Source organism: Variovorax sp. OV700, from assembly GCF_900099805.1.
Lineage (GTDB): Bacteria > Pseudomonadota > Gammaproteobacteria > Burkholderiales > Burkholderiaceae_C > Variovorax.
The window spans coordinates 313970-335750 of sequence record NZ_FNDR01000003.1 but is presented as its reverse complement, the minus strand read 5'-3'; the positions used below and the strand labels follow the sequence as shown (position 1 = coordinate 335750).

Annotated in this window: 19 protein-coding genes and 1 tRNA gene; 11 read left to right on the top strand and 9 right to left on the bottom strand. The window is 63.0% G+C overall.

Annotated elements, in window-relative coordinates:
- Window positions 1-24 precede the first annotated feature (24 nt).
- Both BLR24_RS08595 and BLR24_RS08590 read right to left on the bottom strand, forming a co-directional pair.
- Window positions 25-516 (bottom strand): aminoacyl-tRNA deacylase, encoded by a 492-nt coding sequence (locus BLR24_RS08595; protein WP_093015634.1) that lies wholly within the window; start codon window positions 514-516, stop codon window positions 25-27.
- Complete coding sequence (locus BLR24_RS08590; protein ID WP_093015631.1) at window positions 513-1574, bottom strand: aldo/keto reductase; 1062 nt, start codon at window positions 1572-1574, stop codon at window positions 513-515. Before BLR24_RS08590 ends, BLR24_RS08595 begins: the two co-directional genes overlap by 4 nt.
- A 116-nt stretch (window positions 1575-1690) precedes the next feature.
- Here BLR24_RS08590 and BLR24_RS08585 point away from each other — a divergent pair, with 116 nt between their 5' ends.
- Window positions 1691-2620 carry an alpha/beta fold hydrolase gene (locus tag BLR24_RS08585; RefSeq protein WP_093015628.1) on the top strand — a complete coding sequence of 310 codons (930 nt, stop codon included), beginning with the start codon at window positions 1691-1693 and terminating at the stop codon, window positions 2618-2620.
- A gap of 3 nt (window positions 2621-2623) precedes the next feature.
- On the opposite strand, the gene BLR24_RS08580 is transcribed toward BLR24_RS08585, so the two are convergent.
- Both BLR24_RS08580 and BLR24_RS08575 read right to left on the bottom strand, forming a co-directional pair.
- Window positions 2624-3340, bottom strand: coding sequence for an aspartate/glutamate racemase family protein (locus BLR24_RS08580; RefSeq protein ID WP_093015624.1), 717 nt, complete (start codon window positions 3338-3340; stop codon window positions 2624-2626).
- Window positions 3341-3384: 44 nt separating this feature from the next.
- Complete coding sequence (locus BLR24_RS08575) at window positions 3385-4395, bottom strand: aldo/keto reductase (protein ID WP_093015621.1); 1011 nt, start codon at window positions 4393-4395, stop codon at window positions 3385-3387.
- 129 nt (window positions 4396-4524) lie between these two features.
- On the opposite strand from BLR24_RS08575, the gene BLR24_RS08570 reads away from it, so the two are divergent.
- Entirely contained in the window at window positions 4525-5424 is a 900-nt protein-coding gene (locus BLR24_RS08570) for a LysR family transcriptional regulator (RefSeq protein WP_093015618.1), read from the top strand.
- Window positions 5425-5720: 296 nt separating this feature from the next.
- On the opposite strand, the gene BLR24_RS08565 is transcribed toward BLR24_RS08570, so the two are convergent.
- From BLR24_RS08565 to BLR24_RS08550, 4 genes are read right to left on the bottom strand one after another with little or no spacing between them, the layout of a single operon-like run.
- Complete coding sequence (locus BLR24_RS08565) at window positions 5721-6077, bottom strand: hypothetical protein (protein ID WP_093015615.1); 357 nt, start codon at window positions 6075-6077, stop codon at window positions 5721-5723.
- 21 nt (window positions 6078-6098) lie between these two features.
- Window positions 6099-6920: a MetQ/NlpA family ABC transporter substrate-binding protein gene (locus tag BLR24_RS08560; protein ID WP_093015612.1), complete on the bottom strand. Its 822-nt coding sequence runs from the start codon at window positions 6918-6920 to the stop codon at window positions 6099-6101.
- A gap of 29 nt (window positions 6921-6949) precedes the next feature.
- Window positions 6950-7612, bottom strand: coding sequence for a methionine ABC transporter permease (locus BLR24_RS08555; RefSeq protein WP_055803217.1), 663 nt, complete (start codon window positions 7610-7612; stop codon window positions 6950-6952).
- Window positions 7605-8474 carry a methionine ABC transporter ATP-binding protein gene (locus BLR24_RS08550; protein ID WP_093015609.1) on the bottom strand — a complete coding sequence of 290 codons (870 nt, stop codon included), beginning with the start codon at window positions 8472-8474 and terminating at the stop codon, window positions 7605-7607. The genes BLR24_RS08555 and BLR24_RS08550 overlap by 8 nt, the downstream gene beginning before the upstream one ends.
- Before the next feature lie 236 nt (window positions 8475-8710).
- On the opposite strand from BLR24_RS08550, the gene BLR24_RS08545 reads away from it, so the two are divergent.
- The 7 genes from BLR24_RS08545 (at window position 8711) to BLR24_RS08515 (ending at window position 16699) form a co-directional block, all read left to right on the top strand.
- Window positions 8711-9526 carry a MetQ/NlpA family ABC transporter substrate-binding protein gene (locus BLR24_RS08545; protein ID WP_093016309.1) on the top strand — a complete coding sequence of 272 codons (816 nt, stop codon included), beginning with the start codon at window positions 8711-8713 and terminating at the stop codon, window positions 9524-9526.
- 221 nt (window positions 9527-9747) lie between these two features.
- On the top strand, window positions 9748-10935 hold the full coding sequence (locus BLR24_RS08540) for a Fic family protein (protein WP_254787213.1): 1188 nt from the start codon (window positions 9748-9750) through the stop codon (window positions 10933-10935).
- Window positions 10936-11071: 136 nt separating this feature from the next.
- A protein-coding gene (gene prfB / locus BLR24_RS08535) for a peptide chain release factor 2 (protein WP_139188741.1) occupies window positions 11072-12176 on the top strand; the annotation gives its coding sequence in 2 pieces (ribosomal slippage) (window positions 11072-11152 and window positions 11154-12176; 1104 coding nt in all).
- Between the two features lie 3 nt (window positions 12177-12179).
- Window positions 12180-12869 (top strand): HAD family hydrolase, encoded by a 690-nt coding sequence (locus tag BLR24_RS08530; RefSeq protein WP_093015603.1) that lies wholly within the window; start codon window positions 12180-12182, stop codon window positions 12867-12869.
- Complete coding sequence (gene pepN / locus BLR24_RS08525; protein WP_093015598.1) at window positions 12853-15561, top strand: aminopeptidase N; 2709 nt, start codon at window positions 12853-12855, stop codon at window positions 15559-15561. The genes BLR24_RS08530 and pepN overlap by 17 nt, the downstream gene beginning before the upstream one ends.
- Before the next feature lie 23 nt (window positions 15562-15584).
- The gene (locus BLR24_RS08520; protein ID WP_093015596.1) at window positions 15585-16598 is read left to right on the top strand and encodes a class 1 fructose-bisphosphatase; all 1014 of its coding nucleotides are present in this window, start codon (window positions 15585-15587) and stop codon (window positions 16596-16598) included.
- Between the two features lie 25 nt (window positions 16599-16623).
- A tRNA-Thr gene (locus BLR24_RS08515) sits at window positions 16624-16699 on the top strand.
- 143 nt (window positions 16700-16842) lie between these two features.
- On the opposite strand, the gene BLR24_RS08510 is transcribed toward BLR24_RS08515, so the two are convergent.
- On the bottom strand, window positions 16843-17775 hold the full coding sequence (locus BLR24_RS08510) for a restriction endonuclease (protein WP_093015593.1): 933 nt from the start codon (window positions 17773-17775) through the stop codon (window positions 16843-16845).
- Between the two features lie 429 nt (window positions 17776-18204).
- Between BLR24_RS08510 and BLR24_RS08505 the strand changes: the two genes are divergently transcribed.
- Together BLR24_RS08505 and BLR24_RS08500 are read left to right on the top strand one after the other, a co-directional pair.
- Complete coding sequence (locus BLR24_RS08505; RefSeq protein ID WP_093015590.1) at window positions 18205-19257, top strand: AAA family ATPase; 1053 nt, start codon at window positions 18205-18207, stop codon at window positions 19255-19257.
- Window positions 19235-21778: a S8 family peptidase gene (locus tag BLR24_RS08500; protein ID WP_093015587.1), complete on the top strand. Its 2544-nt coding sequence runs from the start codon at window positions 19235-19237 to the stop codon at window positions 21776-21778. Before BLR24_RS08505 ends, BLR24_RS08500 begins: the two co-directional genes overlap by 23 nt.
- Window positions 21779-21781: the final 3 nt, after the last annotated feature.

Genomic DNA, 21781 nt, shown 5'->3' with positions numbered 1-21781 from the left:
GCCGATCTCAGGCCGGCGGGCCGGCTATTCTGCCAGCGCGCACTGCACTGGCTTGGCCGCCAGCAAGGTGACGCACACCTGCGGGTCGATGCCCACCAGGTAGCCGCGCCGCCCACCGTTGATCACGATTCTGGGCAGCTCAAGGATGGTCGACTCGATGTAGACCGGCATCTGGCGCCGCGTGCCGAAGGGCGAGGTGCCGCCCACCATGTAGCCGCTGTGGCGCTGCGCCACCTCGGGCTTGCAGGGCTCCACCGACTTGGCACCGATCTGCCGCGCCAGGTTCTTGGTCGACACCGTGCGGTTGCCGTGCATCAGCACGATGAGCGGCCGGGCGTCCTGGTCCTGCATTACCAGCGTCTTCACCACGGTGAACGGGTCGAAGCCCAGCACCTCGGCGCTGTGCTGCGCGCCGCCGTGCTCCAGGTACTCATACGGATGCTCGGTGAACGCGACCTTGCTCGCGCGCAGCGCCTGCGTGGCCGGGGTTTCAGAGACGTGGGCCTTCTTGATCACGCCGCCGGATCCCGGATCTCCCACCGGATCCTGTCGATCTCGGCCAGCACCTCGGGCGAGAGCGTCGTGCCGTAGGCATCGATGTCTTCGTCCAGCTGCGCCAGCGTGGTCACGCCGATGATCGTGCTTGCCACCTGCCACTTGGTGTAGCAGAAGCCCAGCGCGAGCTGCACCGGCGTCAGGCCGTTGTCGCGCGCGAGCTGGTTGTACAGGCGCGCGGCCTTCAGCGCGTCGGGGCGGCCCCAGCGTTGCTTGCGCACGGACTCGTAGCTCGAAATGCGCGCGCCCTTGGGTGCGTCCGGCCCCTCGATGCCGCTCTGGTCGTACTTGCCGGTCAAGAGGCCGAAGGCCAGCGGCGAATACGCCAGCAGCGACACGCCCAGCCGGTGCATCGTCTCGTCGAGCCCGTTCTCCAGGCCGCGGCTCGCCAGGTTGTAGACGTTCTGCACCGCGGCCACGCGCGGCAAGCCGTGCTGCTCGGCCAGCCGCACGAATTCGTGCACGCCGTAGGGCGTCTCGTTCGAGAGGCCGATGGCGCGCACCTTGCCGGCCTTCACCAGCTTGCCGAGCGCTTCGAGCTGGTCGTGGATGGGCGTCTTCGAGCTTTCCTTGGCGGGGTCGTAATAGATGTTGCCGAAGGCCGGCACGTGGCGCTCGGGCCAGTGGATCTGGTAAAGGTCGATGACGTCGGTCTTCAGCCGCTTCAGGCTCGCGTTGCACGAGGCCTCGATGTCTTCGGGCGTCATGCCGCTGCCTGCGCGCACCCAGGGCATGCCGCGCGACGGGCCGGCCACCTTGGTGGCCAGCGTGATCTTCTGGCGTGCACCGGGGTTGGCCGCAAACCAGTGGCCGATGATGGTTTCGGTGACGCTGAAGGTCTCCTGCCGCGTGGGCACCGAGTACATCTCGGCCGTGTCGATGAAATCGACGCCGCGCTCGAGCGAGCGGCTCAAAATGGCATGGGAAGTGGGTTCGTCCACCTGTTCGCCGAAGGTCATGGTGCCCAGGCAGATCGGGGTGACGTGCAGGTCGCTCTGGCCGAGTTGGATTTTTTTCATGCGCGGGATGCTACCGCCCTCCCCCGCAATGCGCTGGCCGCGGGCCAAAAAGCCGAGAGAAGGGCTGTCCTGTGCCGGACTGCGCGCCGGCGCCGGGCTCCTTATCATCGACGCCCATGTACCAAGCCCTCCGTCCCTCGCGCAGCGAATTCGTGCCCGTGCGCAACCTCAGCTACCACGTGCGCCTCTGGGGCGAGCCCTCGGCCGCACGGCCGCCGCTGGTGCTTCTGCACGGCTGGATGGACGTGGCCGCCTCCTGGCAGTTCGTGGTCGATGCGCTGGCCGAAGAGCGCTTCATCGTCGCGCCCGACTGGCGCGGCTTCGGCCTCACCGACGGCGGCGGTGTCGACAACTACTGGCTGCCCGACTACATGGCCGATCTCGAATGGCTGCTCGACCACTACGCGGGCGAAGGCGACGCGGCGCGGCCGGTCGACCTGGTCGGCCACAGCATGGGCGGCAACGTCGCCATGCACTACGCCGGCGCAAGGCCCGAGCGCATCCGCCGCCTCGTCAACCTCGAAGGCTTCGGCATGCCGGCGCGCAAGCCCGAGGAAGCGCCCGTGCGCTACGGCCAATGGATCGACGAGCTCAAGCGACTGCACCGCGGGGAGATGGCGCTGGCCGGCTATTCCGCCGTGGACGGCGTGGCGCGGCGGCTCATGAAGACCAACCCGCGACTCACCCCCGACAAGGCCAACTGGCTCGCCAGCCATTGGTCGGCATTGCAGGTGCAGGCCGACGGCAGCGAGCGCTGGCAAATCCTCGGCGACCCCGGGCACAAGATCATCAACGCCAACATCTTCCGGGTCGATGAAACCCTCGCGCTCTATGCGCGGATCTCGGCCCCCACGCTGATGGTCGAGGCCTCGGACGACAGCCTGCAGGGCTGGTGGAAAAACCGCTACACGCTGGACGAATTCCACCAGCGCCTCCAGTCCGTGCCTTCGGTGCGCATAGAGCGGCTCGACGACGCGGGCCACATGCTGCACCACGACCAGCCGCAGCGCGTGGCCGGGCTGATCGAGCAGTTCCTGGCCGGCTGAGATTCAGGGCGCTTCAGCCCCGGCGCGGCCCTGCACCGTGCGCTGTAGCGCGGCGCGTGCCAGGAGCCGCGTCGAATCGAGCGTCGGCAGCGGCGAGTTCACGTCGTTGATGATGAGCGGAATCTCGGTGCAGCCGAGAACAACCGCATCGCAGCCGTCCTCGTCCTTCATGCGCTGGATGACGCGGCGGAACGCCGTGACCGCATCGGGCGTGAAGACACCGCAGACCAGCTCTTCCATGATGATGCGGTTGATCTCTTCGCGTTCTTCCACGGTAGGCCGAACGTATTCGAGCCCTTTGGCCGAGAGCTTCTCGGGGTAGACCTCGCTCTCGACCAGCCATCGCGTGCCGGTGATGGCCAGGCGTTTGAAACCGCGCTGCGAGGCCTCGTCGGCCACGCACTGCGCGATATGCAGCCACGGCAGCGGCGAGCGTGCCTCGATGAACGGCAGCGCCTGGTGAATGGTGTTGTCGGGGCAGACCAGAAAGCTCGCGCCGATCTTCGCGAGCTTGTGGGCCGAAGCGAGCATTACCTCCCCCACGCCGCGCCAGTCGTTGCGGTAGATGTGCGCCATGTAGTCCGCGAGCGAGGGCGTGTGCATCGAGACTTCGGGGTGCGCATGCGGGCCCAGCAGCTGGGCGCCCTCCACGCAGATGGTCTGGTAGCAGAGCGCCGCGCCTTCGGCGGAGCATCCGACGATTCCGATGTGCTGGGTCATGGCGCATCCTACAAAAAAGAGCGCCGCCATGCCCGCCTGACCGCTCAGGCGTGGCTCGCCTCGCTGTCCAGATGCGCCATCTGCGCGGCGGCGTAGCGCTCGCCGGCCGCGGCGCCCTTGGGCACTGCGCGCTCGATGGCTGCGAGATCGTCCGCGCTCAAGGCAACGCCGAGCGAGCCCAGCGCTTCGTCCAGCCGCGTGCGCTGCCGCGCGCCCACCAGCGGCACGATGTCGTCGCCCTGCGCCGCCACCCATGCAATGGCAATCTGCGCGACCGTCACGCCTTTGGCGTCCGCGATCTTGCGCAGCGCATCGACCAGCGCCAGGTTACGTTCGACGTTCTCGCCCTGGAAGCGCGGGCTGTGCGTGCGGAAATCCGTTGCGCCCGCGCCCTCTTTGCTCCAATGCCCGCTGATCAGCCCGCGCGACAGCACCCCATAGGCCGTGATGCCGATGCCCAGCTCGCGGCAGGTCTCGAGAATGTCATCCTCGATGCCGCGCGAGATGAGTGAATATTCGATCTGCAAATCGGCAATCGGGTGCACGGCCGCCGCCTTGCGAATGGTGTGCGAGCCCACTTCCGAGAGCCCGATGTGCCGCACGTAGCCGGCCTTCACCATGTCGGCAATGGCGCCCACGGTGTCTTCGATCGGCACGTTGGGGTCGAGCCGCGCCGGGCGGTAAATGTCGATGTGGTCCACGCCCAGCCGTTGCAGCGAATAGACCAGGAAGTTCTTCACCGTTTCGGGCCGCGCGTCGTAGCCGCTCCAGCCGCCAGCCGGATCGCGCAGGGCACCGAATTTCACGCTGACCAGGGCCGCATCGCGCTGCGAACCCTTGAGGCCCCTGAGCGCTTCGCCGATCAGCATTTCGTTGTGGCCGCTGCCGTAGAAGTCGCCGGTGTCCAGCAGCGTGATGCCCGCGTCCATGGCGGCATGAATGGTGGCGATGCTTTCGGTGCGGTCCGAGGGGCCGTACAGCGCCGACATGCCCATGCAGCCGAGGCCGATGGCGGAGACTTTCGGGCCCGTGGCCCCGAGTTGACGTGTGTTCATTGCAGCTTCCTTTCGTTGAAGGCCGCATGCGGTTGCAAGCGGCATGGCTGTAGTCTGGAAGCAAGCGGTCCGTTCGATAATCCACCCATCACCGCACGAGCTGTGCAACAAACCGCACAATCCGCTTTCATGACCGACCCTGACCTTTCGGACCTCGGCGCCTTCGTGGCGGTGACGCGGGCGCGCAGCTTCCGCGGTGCCGCCGCGCTGCGCGGCGTGTCGCCCTCCTCGCTCAGCGAAGCCATGCGCCGGCTCGAGGCGCAGCTGGGCGTGCGGCTTTTGAACCGCACCACACGCAGCGTGACGCCCACCGAGGCCGGCCAGCGGCTGCTGGAGCGCATCGCGCCGGCGCTCGACGACATCTCGGGTGCGCTCGACACGCTCAACAGCTTTCGCGACAGCCCCACCGGCACGCTGCGGCTCAACGTGCCGACCATCGTGACGCAGCGCGTGCTGCCGCCACTGGCCAGCCGCTTCCTGGCCGCGCACCCCGGCATCACGCTCGAGGTGACGACCAACGACACTTTCATCGACGTGCTTGCGGCCGGCTTCGATGCCGGCATTCGCTACGACGAGAGCATTGCGCGAGACATGATTGCGGTGCCGCTCGGCCCGCGCGTACAGCGCTTCGTGGCCGCCGCGTCACCGCGCTACCTGGCGGCGCATGGCACGCCCAGGCACCCGACCGACCTGCTGCAGCACGCCTGCATCGGCCACCGCTTTCCCAGCGGCGTGCTCGCGGCCTGGGGCTTCGTGCGCAAGGGCAAGACCGTCCGCATCACGCCGAGCGGGCCGCTGGTGGCGTCGATGATCGATCTCGAATTGCATGCGGCCGAATCGGGCCTGGGCCTCATCTACACCTTCGACGAGTACCTGCGCCCGTCGCTCGACAGGGGCACGCTGGTGCCGGTGCTGGAGGATTGGTGGCAGAGCTTTTCAGGCCCGTTTCTCTATTACCCGAGCCGCACGCACATGCCGGCGCCGCTGCGCGCCTTTGTCGACTTTCTGAAAAACGAGGCGAAGCACTGAGGAGCAGGCACCTCAACCATCCCACGGGAGGGGAGAGAGAAAGTCAGGGGGTCCTCGGTATTGCTCCTTCCCCCTCTGGGGGAAGGCTGGATGGGGGCGGCTCCCGTATTCAGCGACGGCCTGTTTTGAACGCCGTCGTGCCCCCACCCCAACCCTCCCCCGGAAGGGGAGGGAGAAAGTCAGAAGGCCTCGGTATTGCTCCTTCCCCTTCCGGGGGAAGGCTGGGATGGGGGCGGCTCCCGCATTCGGCGATGGCCTGGTTTGAACGCCGACGTGCCGCCACGCCGCGCCTTCATTCACGCGTCGTCGTCGGCGTCGTTGCCCGTGAGGGACAGCACTTGTTCGACGAAGGCCTCGAACAGCGGCAGTGCGGCGGGCAATCCATCGAACGACTCCGCCTCGCCGGCATCGAAGAAGTGCGGCTTGTCGGCCGGCAGCGCCACCCATTCCCCGGCTTCGAACAGCAGGCCCAGATAGCCGTCTTGCGTGGGCAGGTAGACAAGCGCCGCGCGGTCGAGCACCTGCTGCCCTTGCGGTGCGGCCTCCCGGCCCCAGGCCACCCCCTGCCGAGCCAGGTGCTGGTTGATCCAGCCGTCGCACACATGCGTGTCTCGCCAATTTCCTTCGGCGTCGAAAACAGCGAGCACGGGCATGGGCGTCCTTTTGCTTGAGAGTTATTGCAGGAAGCTGGGCTTGGCATAGCCCTGGAACTTGGCGTCGACCACGGCCTTGAAGTCCTTCGAATGGTAGGCCTCCACAATGTCCTTGGCCCAGGCAGTGTTCTTGTCGGCGCTCTTCACGGCCACCACATTGAGGTAGTGGTCGGGCGTCTTCTCCAGCGCCACGGCCTCGGTGAGCTTCAGGCCCGACGAAATCGCGAAGTTGCCGTTGACGATGGCGTATTCGGTGTCGCCCAGCGAGCGCGGCAGCTGCGCGGCTTCAAGTGGAATGAACTTGAGCTTCTTCGGGTTCTCGGCCACGTCTTTTTCAGAAGCGCGCAGCGGATCGATGCCGGGCTTGATGGTGATGAGCTTGTTCTGCTCCAGCAGCACCAGCGCGCGGGCCAGGTTGCTCGGGTCGTTGGGGAGCGTGAAGCGGTCGCCCTCTTTCACTTCTGCCAGCGTCTTGCGCTTGGTCGAATACACACCCAGCGGCGCAATGGGGCCTTGCACCAGTTCGGCCAGGTCGAGCTTCTGGTCGGCCGAGAACTTCTTCAGATAGACCTGATGCTGAAAGAAGTTGGCGTCGAGCGAACCCTGCGCGAGCGCGAGGTTGGGCTGCACGTAGTCGTTGAACTCGACCAGCTTCACCTTGTAGCCCTTCTTCTCGAGGATGGGCACGATGCCGGCCTTGAGCTGGTCGATGTTGGAGCCGGCGGTGCCGCCGATGACGAGGTTCTTCTTGGCTTCCTGGGCCTGTGCCAGCGAAAGCCCGCCGAACGACAGGGCAATCACAGACAAGGCAAGGACGGAGCGGCGCAGCAGTGCGGTTTTCATGAGATCAAAAAAAGGAAGGGAACAAAAATTCAACGCTTGTCCAGCCTGCGCGCCGTGGTGTTGCCCACGAATTGCAGGATCTGTACCAGCACCACGAGCAGCGCCACGGTCAGCACCATCACGTCGGTCTGGAAGCGGTAATAGCCGTAGCGGATGGCCAGGTCGCCGATGCCGCCGCCGCCCACCACGCCGGCAATGGCCGAATAGGAAAGAAAGCTCACCGCCAGCACCGTGAGCGCCAGCACCAGGCCCGAGCGCGCCTCCACCACCAGCACGCGCCAGACGATCTGCAGCTCTGACGCGCCCATGGCGTGCGCCGCCTCGATCACCCCGCGCGGCACTTCGCGCAGGCATTGGTCGACCAGCCGCGCAAAGTACGGAATGGCCGCGAACGAGAGCGGCACCGCGGCCGCCAGCGGGCCGATGGAGGTGCCCGCAATCACGCGCGTGAACGGCACCAGTGCTACCAGCAGGATGATGAAAGGAAACGAGCGCACGGTGTTCACGATCCAGTTGAGCACCAGGAACGCCGGCTTGTTTTCGAGCGACTGGCCCGGCCCCAGCAGGAACAGCAAAATACCCAGCGGCCCGCCGATGAGCACCGCCGCCGAGAGGCCGATGGCCAGCATCAAAAAGGTCTGGCCCGTGGCAGTCCACAGCTCGGGGAGGATGGGGGCGATATTCTCAAACATAGGCCACCTCCTCCGGGTTGCGCCGCAACGACGTCGGGCGCGGCTCGACGGGTTCGCGCGCCTCGCGCTCGCGGCGGCGCACCAGTTCGTCGATCTCGCGGCCCAATGCCGTCTGGCGCTCTTCGCTCGGCGCATCGACCGCAAACTGCTCGACCAACCGGCCTTTCTCCAGGATGGCCACGTTGCGGCACAGCACCTCGACCACCGACAGCTCATGCGTCACGATGACGATGGTGACGCCGATCTTCTGGTTGATGTCGCGCAGCGTTTCGAGCAGCGCGCGCGTGGTTTCGGTGTCGAGCGCCGAGGTGGGCTCGTCGCACAGCAGCACCTGCGGCCGCGGCGCCAGCGCGCGTGCAATGGCCACGCGCTGCTTCTGGCCGCCCGAGAGCTGCGCCGGGTAGGTGTCGATCTTTTCGGCCAGGCCCACCAGGGCCAGGCATTCGCGCACGCGCGCATCGATCTCGGCGCGCGAATGGCGGCCGTGGATCTTCAGCGGAAAGGCCACGTTGTCGAACACCGTGGCGTTCTGCAGCAGGTTGAACTGCTGAAAGATCATGCCGATGTTCTGCCGCGTGTCGCGCAGCTCGCGGCGCGAGAGCGTGGTGAGGTCGCGCCCGCCGACGAAGACCTTGCCCGCATCGGGCCGCTCCAGAAGGTTGATGAGGCGCAGCAGGGTCGACTTGCCCGCGCCGCTCTTGCCGATCAGGCCGAACACGTCGCCCTGGTGGATGTCGAGCGAGAGCGACTGCACGGCGTCGAACACCTCGCCGTTGGGCAGTGCAAAAGATTTCTGCACCGATTGAAGACGGATCACGGGCTCTGCGTTGCCGCGGCCCGCGTCGGAGGAAGGGTTGCTCATAAAAAAGGCAGCGGCGGGCGTGGAGCCGACCGCGAAGGTTCGCAAAAAGGGGCCGAGTATGAAAACAAAGGCGCCGAAAGGGAACGAACAAATCGTCGCGTGCTTATTCGATAAATCACATAAGACCGCGAACGCACGGTTGAGCGATGCCATATCGATATGCGCATTGGTTCGTTCCCAAGTTCGCCCGGGAATGCCACATTCGCGCCTTCCATTTTTTGATTTCGCACCACAACATGCATACCAATTTCCGCCGCCGCACCCTCGCCCTTGCAACGCTGGCCGTTGCCCTTTTTGCCGGCAGCACCTCCGCGCTTGCGCAAGACAAGAACACCGTCAAGGTCGGCGTCTCCGTCGGCAGCGCCGAGCAGGTGTTCGAAGTGGTGAAGAAGGTGGCCGCGAAAGACGGCCTGAACATCCAGCTGGTGGTGTTCAACGACTACCAGCTGCCCAACGCAGCGCTGGCCTCTGGCGACCTGGACGCCAACGCCTTTCAGCACCAGCCCTTTCTGGACAACCAGAACAAGGCGCGCGGCTTCGACATCGTGCCCGTGGGCCTGACCATCACCGCGCCGCTGGGCTTCTATTCGCGCAAGATCAAGGCGATCGACCAACTGCCCGACGGCGCCTCGGTCGGCATCCAGAACGACCCGTCGAACGGCAATCGCGCGCTGCTGCTGTTGCAGTCCGCCGGCCTCATCACCTTGAAGCCCGAGGCCGTGAAGAACAACACCGCCACGCCGCTCGACGTGGTGAGCAACCCCAAGAAGCTCAAGCTCGTGCCGCTCGACGCCGCGCAACTGCCCCGGTCGCTCGACGACCTGGCCATTGCCGCCATCAACAACGACTACGCCGAGAAGGCCGGGCTTTCACTCAACAAGGACGCGGTCATCAAGGAGTCGGCCAAGAGCCCCTACGCCAACCTGATTGCCGTGCGCCGCGCCGACAAGGACAAGCCCTGGGCCAAGCGCTTGGTGGCGGCGTACCAGTCGGCGGAGGTGAAAAGCTTCATCGAGACGCAATTCAAGGGATCGCTGGTTCCGGCGTTCTGACCGCGCGAGGTTGACCCTTGCCCCCTGCGCGCCCGCGCCGCGCGCAGGGGGCTTTTTTCTTTTGGTGCCGTGACGCAGCCACTGTCTCAAAGCAAAAAAACCAGAATCCAAACCGGAAACAAAGCGTCCATCCAGTTCCCATAACCCATTGATTAATAATGATTATTCCAATAAGCTGAGCAGAATCTCAACCGGAATCTATGCCCCTCAAGTCCAAGCCCTTGCTGGTCTACGACCAGCCTCATCAGTTCGAACCGTTGCTCCCAACGCAAAAACTCGGCGAACTGAGCGACGTCACGCGCCGGATATTCGAGAAGTCAGCACAACTGAAAGGCTCCGCGAGTCCGCAAGCACGGGCAGCGCTGCGTGAGATTGTTCGATCGATGAACTCGTACTACTCGAACCGCATCGAGGGGCAAAGCACGCATCCCATGAACATCGAGCGAGCGCTCAGGCAAGACTTCTCCGACCAGCCGGATGTTGCCAAGCGTCAGCGTGTCGCACTGGCGCACATCGAGGCCGAGCGCCAACTGGAAGAGATTGTCGGCAGCGAAGCGGGCACGTTGAGCAGCGGCTTCCTCAAAAAGGCACATGAAAGCCTCTACAGCCGGCTCCCCGAACCAGATCGCCGTACCGACGACGGCCGGATCATCACTCCGGGAGCCCTGCGCACGCATGACGTTGCGGTGGGCCGGCACCAGCCGCCGGCGTGGCAATCGGTCCCGCAATTCCTGAAGCGAATGGACGAGGTCTACAGTAGCCTCAAGGGTGTCGATGCGGTGTTCTATACCGTCGCGGCCGCACATCACCGAATGGCCTGGACGCATCCATTTGAAGACGGAAACGGGCGCGCGGTCCGGCTTCAGACCCATTGCGCCTTGCACTTGATCAGTGGTGGCCTCTGGTCTGTCAACCGCGGCTTGGCTCGCCATCGAGATCGCTACTACGAAATGCTGGACAACGCAGACAGCGCAAGGCAAGGAGCCCTCGACGGCCGCGGCAATCTCAGTGAAAAAATGCTCAGGGAGTGGTGCCGCTACTTTCTTGAATTGTGCGAAGACCAAGTCAATTTCATGGCTTCGATGCTTGACCTGTCAAAGCTCAAAGACCGTATTCGCGCCTATTTGCTGGTACGTGGCTCCACAAGCGGCATGACGGAATACCGCGAGGAGGCGCTGCTCCCCCTGCATACGATTGCCGCGGTCGGCGCGGTCTCGCGCGGGGAATTCATCAGGATGACGGGGCTGGAGGAGCGCACGGCCCGAAAAGTGATCTCGCGGTTCATCAAGGATGGACTTCTGAAGAGCGACGGCCATCGCTCGGATCTGAACATCAGCTTTCCGCTCGAGTCGCTGAGCATCCTCTTCCCCAACCTGTACCCCGAGGCGGCAACAGCGGTTCTGGAATGAACCGCGCCAAATACGGAAACCGCCCCCATCCCAGCCTTCCCCCAACGGGGGAAGGAGCAATACAGGGGCCTTCCCGGGCGGGTCATCGGTCCATGAGAAAATGTGCGGTTTCCCCCGAACACAGTCAGGACACCCCATGGACGCAGAACAAATCAACCAAATCGGCGCAACCCTCACGGACCTGAGCGCCCGGACGGCCGATTTACGGAGGTATCTTTGACTACGATGCCAAATCCGAACGTCTGAGGACGGTCAACGCATCGCTCGAAGATCCCAACGTCTGGAACGACCCGAAGAAGGCCCAGGAGCTGGGCCGTGAGAAGAAATCGCTCGACGACGTGGTCGTGACGCTCGACCGCCTCACCAGCGGACTCTCGGACAACTCCGAGCTCTACGAGATGTCGAAGGAAGAAGGCGACATGGACGGCTTGCAGTCCATTGCCGATGACGCCGCCGCGCTCGAAGCCGACATCAAGCAGCTTGAATTCCGCCGGATGTTCAACAACCCGGCCGACCCGCTCAACGCCTTTGTCGACATCCAGGCCGGCGCGGGCGGTACCGAGGCCTGCGACTGGGCCAGCATGCTGCTGCGCCAGTACCTGAAGTACGCCGAGCGCAAGGGCTTCAAGACGCAGATCGAAGACGAAACCCCGGGCGACACCGCCGGCATCAAGGGCGCGACCATCAAGGTGGAAGGCGACTACGCCTTTGGCTTGCTGCGCACCGAAACCGGCGTGCACCGCCTGGTGCGCAAGTCGCCGTTCGACTCGTCGGGCGGGCGCCACACCAGCTTTGCCTCGATCTTTGTCTACCCGGAAATCGACGACTCCATCGAGATCGAGATCAACCCGTCAGACGTGCGCACCGACACCTTCCGCGCATCGGGCGCGGGCGGCCAGCACATCAACAAGACCGACTCGGCCGTGCGTTTGACGCACATCCCGACCGGCATCGTGGTGCAGTGCCAGGACGGCCGAAGCCAGCACAGCAACCGCGACGTGGCGTGGAAGCGCCTGCGCTCGCGCCTGTACGACCACGAGATGCGCAAGCGCCAGGAAGAGCAGCAAAAGCTCGAGGACAGCAAGACCGACGTGGGCTGGGGCCACCAGATTCGAAGCTACGTGCTGGACAACAGCCGCATCAAGGACCTGCGCACCAACGTTGAAGTGTCGGCCACGCAAAAGGTGCTCGACGGCGACCTGGACGTGTTCATCGAAGCCTCGCTGAAGCAAGGCGTGTAATCGATGAGCCTGACCCACGACAAGGCCGAAGCCTTCATCTTCGACATGGACGGCACCATGATCGACTCCATGCCCTGGCATGCGCGCTCGTGGGTGGAGTTTGTGGGCCGCCACGGGCTCAAGCTGGACGTGACCGACATTCTTGCGCGCACCACGGGCCGCACCGGCACCGAGTGCATGCGCGAGCTGTTCGAGCGCGATCTTTCAGACGCCGAATGCCAGGCCATGGTGCACGAGAAGGAAGAAATCTACCGCGCCATGTTCAGCGACAACTTCACCGAGGTGGCGGGCTTCACCGCCTTTGCCAAGGCCGCCGTGGCGCGCGGCCTGAAGGTGGCCGTGGGCACTGCGGGCGACAAGCACAACATCGAGTTTGCGATGTCGCGCCTGAAGATGGACCCGCTGCCGCTGGCCATTGTGGGCGGGGACGAAGGCTTTGCCGGCAAGCCCACGCCCGAGATTTTTCTGGAGGCCGCGCGCCGCATTGGCGTGGCGCCCGAGCGCTGCATCGTGTTTGAAGATGCGCCCTTCGGTATAGAGGCCGCACGCCGCGGCGGCATGCGTGCCGTGGCCGTGTGCAGCACCCATTCCGCCGCCGAGCTTGCCGGCCCCCATGTGATTGCCGCGGTTCGCGACTACGACGAACTCGCCCATTCCAACTTTCTGGAGACACTCGATGCTGCTGCAGCGTGACGCCCAAGGGCAACCGATTGCCATTCGCCGCGAAGACTATGCCGCTCCGGCCTTCTGGATCGACACCGTCGACCTGACCTTCGACCTGGACCCCGCCAAGACCCGCGTGCTCAACCGCATGCAACTGCGCCGCAACCCCGACGCGCCGGCCCAGCCCCTGCGCCTGGACGGCGACGAGCTGAACCTGGCGCGCGTGCTGGTCAACGGCCAGGGCGCTTCCTTCCGCATGGAAGGCGACCAGCTCGTGCTGGACGGCCTGCCGTCCGCCGAAGAAGGGGCCTTCGAGCTCGAGATCTTCACCACCTGCTGCCCCATCAAGAACACCAAGCTGATGGGCCTGTTCGTGAGCGAAGACACCTTCTTCACGCAGTGCGAGGCCGAAGGCTTCCGCCGCATCACGTATTTTCTCGACCGTCCGGACGTGATGGCGATGTACACCGTGACCCTGCGCGCCAACAAGGCCGCCTACCCGGTGCTGCTGTCGAACGGCAACCTGGTCGAGCAAGGCGAGCTGCCCGAAGGCCGCCACTTTGCCAAGTGGGTCGACCCCTTCAGGAAGCCCTGCTACCTGTTCGCGCTGGTGGCCGGCAAGCTGGTGGCGCGCGAGCAGCGCATTACCGCGCGCAACGGCAAGGAGCATTTGCTGCAGGTGTACGTGCGCGCCGGCGACCTCGACAAGACCGAGCACGCGATGAACTCGCTGGTCAACTCCGTGCTGTGGGACGAAGTGCGCTTTGGCCTGCCGCTGGACCTGGACCGCTTCATGATTGTTGCCACCAGCGACTTCAACATGGGCGCCATGGAGAACAAAGGCCTGAACATCTTCAACACGAAGTACGTTCTGGCCAACCAGGCCACCGCCACCGACGCCGACTACAGCAACATCGAAAGCGTGGTCGGCCACGAATACTTTCACAACTGGAGCGGCGACCGCGTGACGTGCCGCGACTGGTTTCAGCTTTCGCTGAAAGAAGGCCTCACCGTCTTCCGCGACCAGGAGTTCAGCCAGGACCTTTGCGCCGACGCTTCGGCCCGCGCCGTGAAGCGCATCGAAGACGTGCGCGTTCTGCGCACCGCCCAGTTTCCCGAAGACGCCGGCCCCATGGCCCACCCGGTGCGGCCAGACAGCTACATAGAAATCAGCAACTTCTACACCGTCACCATTTACGAAAAGGGTGCCGAGGTAGTCCGCATGATGCAGACGCTGGTCGGCCGCAAGGGCTTTGAAAAGGGCATCACCCTTTACTTCGAACGCCACGACGGCCACGCCGTGACCTGCGACGACTTTGCCCAAGCCATTGCCGACGCCAACCCCCATTCGGAACTGGCCCGCCTGCTGCCCCAGTTCAAGCGCTGGTACAGCCAGGCCGGCACGCCGCGCCTTGCCGCCCACGGCGTGTACGACGCGCAGAACCGCAGCTACACCCTGAGCATCGTGCAAAGCTGCCCGCCCACGCCCGGCCAGCCGAGCAAGGAACCCTTCGTCATTCCGCTGAACATGGGCTTGCTCGACGCCAGCGGGCGCGAACTGCCGCTGCAGATCGAGGGCGAGGAGCAGATCACGCACGGCACCCGCACACTGGTGCTCTCGCGCGCTGGCGAGCAGATCACCTTTGTGGGGCTGGACGCAGAGCCCGTGCCTTCCATCTTGCGCGGCTTCAGCGCGCCGGTGATTCTTGACTTTGAATACACCGACGCCCAGCTACTCACCCTGTTGGCCAACGACCCCGACCCGTTCAACCGCTGGGAAGCCGGCCAGCGCCTGGGCCTGCGCGCCGCGCTGCAGGGCATTGCTGCGCTTGCGACCGACACCACCCCGGTGCTGAACGACGCGTATCTTGACGCCATGCGCAGCGTGCTGCGCAACCCCAAGCTCGACGCCGCCTTCAAGGAGCTGGTGCTCACGCTGCCTTCGGAAACCTACATTGCCGAGCAGCTCGACGTGGTCGACCCACAGCGCGTGCACCTGGTGCGCGATGCCATGCGCGCCCAGCTGGCCACCGCCCTCTTCGCTGACTGGCAACAGGTTTACGAAGAAAACCACGATACCGGCGCCTACACGCCCGACCCCACCTCGTCGGGCCGCCGCGCGCTGGCCGGCATGGCGCTCAACTTCTTGTGCCTGGCGGCGCGCTCTTCGGGCGATACCGTGTGGCCCGGCAAGACGCTGCAGCGCTTCAAGGACGCGGGCAACATGACCGACCGCTTCAACGCGCTCAACGCGCTGGTGTCGTCGGGCCACACGCTTGCCGCACAGGCGCTCGCGCGCTTCCATGCCATCTTCAAGGATGAAGCGCTGGTCATCGACAAGTGGTTCTCGCTGCAGGCCGGTGCGAGCGACCGCGGCGGCGACATCTTGCCGCTGGTCAAGCAGCTGATGAAGCACCCCGACTTCTCCATCAAGAACCCCAACCGCGCCCGCAGCGTGATCTTCAGCTATTGCAGCGCCAACCCCGGAGCATTCCATCGCCCCGACGCGGCCGGCTACGTGTTCTGGAGCGAGCGCGTCATAGAGCTGGACGCCATCAACCCCCAGGTGGCCGCCCGCCTTGCCCGCGCGCTCGACCGCTGGAGCAAGCTGGCCGAGCCGTACCGCAGCGCCGCGCGCGAAGCCATTGCCCGCGTGGCCGCCAAGCCCGACCTGAGCAAGGACACGCATGAAGTCGTGACCCGCGCCCTGGCCGGAAACTGAAGCAACCGAACCCTACAGAACACATGGCTCAACAAAAGATTTCCCTCACCCGCTACCTCGTCGAACAACAGCGCGCCGACGGCCTCATTCCCGGCCAGCTGCGCCTGCTGCTCGAAGTGGTCGCCCGCGCCTGCAAGAGCATCAGCCAGGCCGTCAACAAGGGCGCGCTGGGCGGCGTGCTCGGCACCGCCGAAAGCGAGAACGTGCAGGGCGAGATCCAGAAGAAGCTGGACATCATCGCCAACGAAGTGCTCATTGAAGCCAACGAATGGGGCGGCCACCTCGCGGCCATGGCCAGCGAGGAAATGGACAGCATTTACGTGGTGCCCAACCGCTACCCGCAGGGCGAATACCTGCTCATGTTCGACCCGCTCGACGGCAGCAGCAACATCGACGTGAACGTGAGCATTGGCACCATCTTCAGCGTGCTGAAGAAGCCCGACGACACCCCCGGCGTGCAGGAAGCTGACTTTCTGCAGCCCGGCACCCAGCAAGTGGCCGCCGGCTACTGCATCTACGGCCCGCAGACCACCCTGGTGCTCACCGTGGGCAACGGCGTGGCCATGTTCACGCTCGACCGCGAGCAAGGCAGCTTCGTGCTCACGCAGGAAGACATCCAGATTCCGGCCGATACCAAAGAATTTGCCATCAACATGAGCAACATGCGCCACTGGGACGTGCCCATGAAGCGCTACATCGAAGAATGCCTGGCCGGCAAGGACGGCCCGCGCGGCAAGGACTTCAACATGCGCTGGATTGCCAGCATGGTGGCCGACGTGCACCGCATCCTGATGCGCGGCGGCGTGTTCATGTACCCGTGGGACAAGCGCGAGCCCGAAAAGGCCGGCAAGCTGCGCCTGATGTACGAGGCCAATCCCATGAGCTGGCTCGTCGAGCAGGCCGGCGGCGCCGCCACCAACGGCAAGCAGCGCATCCTCGACCTGCAGCCCACCAAACTGCACGAGCGCGTGAGCGTGATGTTGGGTTCGCGTAACGAAGTCGAGCGTTTGACCAAGTACCACGCCGAAAAGGCCTGAAGGTCTTGCTATAATCGCGGGCTTAGCCGGTGTAGCTCAGTCGGTAGAGCAGCTCATTCGTAATGAGAAGGTCGGGTGTTCGATTCATCTCTCCGGCACCAAATAAAAGCCCGCTATTCAAAAGATAGCGGGCTTTTTCCGTTTGGTCTCGATGCAGCGACCTTCTGACCAGCACGTCGCCGAGTCATCCATTTCACTTCGTCACCGATCGGACTTTGTACCTAGGGCTTCTACCGTCGGGCGACTAAACAGATTCCTCGTCAAAGTAATCACTGTCTAATTTAGGCACTTTGATCGTCCGGGCTGAAACCCCGACCTCGTGGTCGATCATCAATTCAGCCATACGCGGTCCATCAACGAGGACTATGCGTTCAACCGAATTGGCGAATGCAATGGCTTGCGAGGTATACCCGGACGTGGTAATGAAGACACCCTTGTTGGCCCTCTGACCGGCCAAAGCGCCATAGAAGCCTTGGATCTCAGGGCGTCCAACCGTGCTCTGCCAGCGTTTGGCTTGTACGTAGACTTTCTCCAGACCCAACTTATCCAGAGAAATGACACCGTCAATGCCCCCATCGCCTGAGCCGCCGACACGCTGAATGTCTGCACGGCTGGCGCCGTATCCCATTCGGTGAAGTAGGTCGAGAACGATCGTCTCGAAGAAAGAGGATGAAACGGAGCTGAGCGAGTCTAAGAGCTCGGCTGCAACAGATCGACGTAGCTCTGAAAGAGCTTCCCCGAGGCGATCATCAGGGCTGGCGACAGCAGACTCGGCAAAAGGAACTTGGAGCAACGAGGGGGACGCAAGCGACTCGCCGGTCGGCGACGGCCTAAGGCGAACATCCATGAATCCAATTGCCAGCTGTTCAACCTCTTTTGGCAAAAGAGTGTTCGGATGCTTTGCCACAAAGGCCCGGCCTTCATCGGTAAGCTGCCAGAATCCTCGGCGGGGACTGCTAGAAAGTCCGGCTCGCTTTAGGCGGTCGTGAGCCCAGCCAGCCCGATTCTTATAGACAAGTTGCACTCCACTTGGAAGTCGCTCTTGACGATCGGGTTCAGAGACGCCGAGTGCCAGCGCCGCCGCTTCATGCGCATCGCGAGCCAAAGCACCACTTGGCTTTGCAGCAAGAAACCGGAGGACCGGCTCGATGAATTTGTCGTAAGTGGGAACAGCCATGACGCATTCTCAACGAAGCAGTACGAGAAATCGATACTTCCCCGCCTGCGGCCCAAGCTAACCGTACACGTCACCGATCTCGGCCACGCATACCCGAGCAGGCCCAACCACCGCGCCCCTCGGTCACGCGTTTGAGTCTGGCCTCAGCGGACGCGGCTCTTGGCTAGCGATGTTTGCGCCTAACGCTCACCGACTGGTGCACCCTGCGTCTTGATCCACCGGCACTGGCTAACGCCAGGCCTGGCCGAAACATCCGCCACCTTGTTGCTCACTTATTACTCCTCCTCTTGTCGCTTCAGGATTGAGGCTCAGAGGTGTCTAGAAAGCCCCGGGTATTCATTCCCTACCGCCCATGCTCGAACTTAGCCGACAATAGAAGCGTCGAAATTTGACCAAATTCAGCAAAACTGCTACCAGGAAAACGCCATCGTGGCAAGCTCGGAACAACTCAAGGCTCTCATCAAGTCGCACATCAGTCGCGATGACGGACACTTCTATTCCGTCGCGATGCAAGTTGCTGCGCATGAAGCCAAGCTAGGCCACGGCAAGCTCGCGGAAGAACTGCGCGACATGATCGACGCCGGCAAGACTCGCCTGAGTCAAGATGCTTCCGGCAAGTTGGTACCCATATCGGGCGCTCTGAACAGCGCGAACAAGCCACGAGGCGAGCTTGCCAACCTGCTGACCGTGACGCATCCAGCCAATCGTTTGGGTGACATGGTGTTGGATGACTTGGCGGCTAAGCAGCTTGCGCGCATCATCAAAGAGCAACGCCTTCTGGCTCGCATCAAAGAGCACGGGCTGTCCCCGCGCCGGAAGCTTCTGCTGGTTGGCCCGCCGGGAACCGGCAAGACAATGACGGCTTCCGCCTTGGCCGGTGAATTGGGCATCCCTCTGTTTTTGGTGCGCCTCGATTCGTTGATTACGAAATTCATGGGTGAGACTGCTGCCAAGCTGCGGCAAGTCTTTGATGCCATTGCTGACCTTCGAGGCGTCTATTTCTTCGATGAATTCGATGCCATCGGTTCGCAGCGCGGTGCGGCCAATGACGTAGGCGAGATTCGGCGCGTACTGAATAGCTTTCTTCAGATGATTGAGCATGACCAGTCGAACAGTCTCATCATCGCTGCGACAAACCATCCCGAAGTCCTAGACAACGCCTTGTTCCGGCGCTTCGACGACGTGGTGGAATACCATCTGCCTACACCAACGCAGGCGCTTGATTTGATCCGGTCGCGTTTGGGGAGCTTTGCCCCCAAGCCTTTCAAGAAAGACGGGCTGGTTGAGCAGGCAGAGGGGCTGAGCTACGCGGAAATTTGCCGTGCTGTGAACGAGTCCATCAAGGAAGCGATCATGCATGACCAAACCAAAGTGCAACGGGTCGAGTTGGGGCGTGCGTTAGAGGAGCGTCGCCTCATCAGTGCAAAGTTGACCCAGAATAACAAGCACACGTCAAACCATGCCGGAACAAGCTCAAGATAAGCGCCCCCACCTTGTACTGACGAAAACATCCAAGGCACAGCCATTCACGGCTCCGTCAGCCGGTGGCGGAAGTTCGGCCGAAGTGCCCAAACCTGACCGAGCCCAGCATGGCGCCGGGCTTCAAGCCCAATTGCAGGCGCTCAGGCCGGTTGCTCAGCAAGCGGTAGAAGTACAGAAAGAGCAAGGACTTCAGAGCGGCTTAGGGTTGCAAATTCAGTTCGTCGGTATGCCAAATGTGGAGCTCGCATTTGAGAGCCTCGGAGATGAACGCAATCGCGACCCAGGACAGCAGATCGAAGTCTTGAGTGTCCGAGCCGAAGGCAATACGACGGTTGCCAACGTCTATGTACCCGACGGCAAACTTGACCACTTCGAAAAATACGTTGCCGAGTATCTGGCTGCCAAGACAAACAAGAAGGGTGACCTGATCGACCATGGCACGTTGCTCAACGCAATCTCATCCATTCGCAGTGCAGAACTCCGCGCACTCTGGACGGATGAACCCGAGTTGCTACCTCAGGATGTGACTGAGCAGTTTTGGTGGGAAGTTTGGTTGCCCGTTCGTGGCCGCCGGAACGAGGTGGTTGAGGATTTCCACAAGCTCGCAACCTTGGCTGAATGCCAGGTCAGCGCACACCAGATCAACTTTCCGGAACGGACGGTCGTTCTGATGTTCGGGTCACAGCAGCAGCTCTCAACCTCTGTCATGACCTTGAACTGCGTAGCCGAACTTCGCCGCGCCAAGGAAACCGCCGAGTTTTTCGACAGCATGACCCCGCCGGAGCAGCAACAGTGGGTCGATGAAACGTTGGCTCGCTTGAATGTGGCACCGGAAAACGATGTAACGCCCCGTGTTTGCCTCTTGGATTCGGGTGTGAATCGAGGGCACCCACTGCTAGCCCCTTTTCTTGCTATCGCAGACCTGCACACGGTCGACCCTACTTGGGGTGTGGACGACACCGCAAATCACGGCTCCGGCCTGGCTGGCCTCGCGGCGCTGGGCGACCTGTCAAATGCGCTGTCATCTGGTGACCCGGTTGTGGTCCATCATCGCTTGGAGTCGGTAAAGCTAACTCCCGAGCAGGGTGCCAACGGCGGCGATGCCAAGCATCATGGATACCTTTTTGCGGAGGCCGTAGCCCGCCCCGAAGTTGCTGCGCCCGCGCGACCACGGGTTTTCACCTCCGCAGTCACCTCCAGTGACGACCGTGATCGTGGCCGCCCGTCCGCGTGGTCTTCGACCGTGGACCGTCTCGCCGCTGACTACGATGGCGACGGGCAGTTTCCTCGATTGTTTGTATTGTGCGCAGGCAATACCGAAGATCAACACTCATTGAGTACCTACCCTGCCAGCTTGAGCACCAACGGCATCCGAGACCCCGGCCAAGCATGGAATGCTCTGACGGTTGGAGCCTATACAAAAAAGGTCCTCATCACTGAAGCGGATGCCCAGGGCCTTGCCTCTATTGCGCCCGAAGGTGGGCTGAGTCCATACACCAGTACATCGGCAGCCTGGAGTACGGCTTGGCCGCTGAAGCCCGAAGTAGTCTTCGAAGGCGGCAATGCTGGCAAGGATGCATTGGGCGCCGTGGGTATTCCTAGTCTTCATCTACTTACGACCAACAACCTGCCGATTGAACGCCTGTTTGCAACGACCAATGCAACCAGTGCTGCCTCCGCGCTGGGCGCTCGCCTGGCTGGGCAACTGATGGCGGCATACCCCGCTCTCCGCCCTGAGACCATCCGTGGGCTGATCGTGCATTCAGCTGAATGGACGGACGCAATGCGGGCAGCCTACTTGCCGACCAACAGGCCAGCCACAAAGACCGACCACGTGAGCTTGATTCGGCATTGCGGCTGGGGTGCTCCGCAATTGGATAGAGCACTTTGGAGCGCGGGCAACTCGCTGACTTTGGTGCTTGAAGATCAAGTGCACCCGTACCAGAAGGTCAAAGGCAAGGGCGTCGTCAGTAAAGACATGAATCTTCACTCGCTGCCCTGGCCGAAGGAACAGTTGCAGGCACTAGCTCCTGGCACCAAGGTAGAGCTGCGCATTACCTTGTCCTATTTCATCGAGCCGAATCCTTCAGCTCGCGGCACTTCGTCTAGGTTCCACTACCCGTCCCACCGCCTTCGCTTTGATGTTCAACGCCCGCTGGACGCAACAACCGAAGACTTTGTGGCTCGTATCAATGCGGCCGCCGAACGTGAGGACGATGGCGACCCAATTGACCCCAAAGATCCAAACTGGATTTTGGGGGATCGGCAGCGTCATCGAGGATCGTTGCATCAGGACATCTGGCAAGGCACCGCCGCCGAGCTGGCGAGCCGGGGCTTCATTGCGGTGTATCCGGCTAAGGGCTGGTGGCGCACCCGTCAAGCGCAGGAACGCTACGACCTGCCTGCACGCTACAGCCTTATCGTGTCCATTCGCACTCCAGAGACGAACGTGGACCTCTACACACCTATTGCTCAACAGGTCGCCACGCAAGTCGCAGTGCCTGTTGTCGTGAACACCTGATTG

Bases quoted from the DNA above. Each gene is read 5' to 3' on its own strand.
- BLR24_RS08575 (WP_093015621.1), bottom strand. From the start codon at position 4,395: ATGAACACACGTCAACTCGGGGCCACGGGCCCGAAAGTCTCCGCCATC.
- BLR24_RS08580 (WP_093015624.1), bottom strand. From the start codon at position 3,340: ATGACCCAGCACATCGGAATCGTCGGATGCTCCGCCGAAGGCGCGGCG.
- BLR24_RS08500 (WP_093015587.1), top strand. From the start codon at position 19,235: ATGCCGGAACAAGCTCAAGATAAGCGCCCCCACCTTGTACTGACGAAA.
- BLR24_RS08520 (WP_093015596.1), top strand. From the start codon at position 15,585: ATGGCTCAACAAAAGATTTCCCTCACCCGCTACCTCGTCGAACAACAG.
- BLR24_RS08585 (WP_093015628.1), top strand. From the start codon at position 1,691: ATGTACCAAGCCCTCCGTCCCTCGCGCAGCGAATTCGTGCCCGTGCGC.
- BLR24_RS08555 (WP_055803217.1), bottom strand. From the start codon at position 7,612: ATGTTTGAGAATATCGCCCCCATCCTCCCCGAGCTGTGGACTGCCACG.
- BLR24_RS08560 (WP_093015612.1), bottom strand. From the start codon at position 6,920: ATGAAAACCGCACTGCTGCGCCGCTCCGTCCTTGCCTTGTCTGTGATT.
- BLR24_RS08545 (WP_093016309.1), top strand. From the start codon at position 8,711: ATGCATACCAATTTCCGCCGCCGCACCCTCGCCCTTGCAACGCTGGCC.
- BLR24_RS08530 (WP_093015603.1), top strand. From the start codon at position 12,180: ATGAGCCTGACCCACGACAAGGCCGAAGCCTTCATCTTCGACATGGAC.
- pepN (WP_093015598.1), top strand. From the start codon at position 12,853: ATGCTGCTGCAGCGTGACGCCCAAGGGCAACCGATTGCCATTCGCCGC.
- BLR24_RS08590 (WP_093015631.1), bottom strand. From the start codon at position 1,574: ATGAAAAAAATCCAACTCGGCCAGAGCGACCTGCACGTCACCCCGATC.
- BLR24_RS08565 (WP_093015615.1), bottom strand. From the start codon at position 6,077: ATGCCCGTGCTCGCTGTTTTCGACGCCGAAGGAAATTGGCGAGACACG.
- BLR24_RS08510 (WP_093015593.1), bottom strand. From the start codon at position 17,775: ATGGCTGTTCCCACTTACGACAAATTCATCGAGCCGGTCCTCCGGTTT.
- BLR24_RS08550 (WP_093015609.1), bottom strand. From the start codon at position 8,474: ATGAGCAACCCTTCCTCCGACGCGGGCCGCGGCAACGCAGAGCCCGTG.
- BLR24_RS08570 (WP_093015618.1), top strand. From the start codon at position 4,525: ATGACCGACCCTGACCTTTCGGACCTCGGCGCCTTCGTGGCGGTGACG.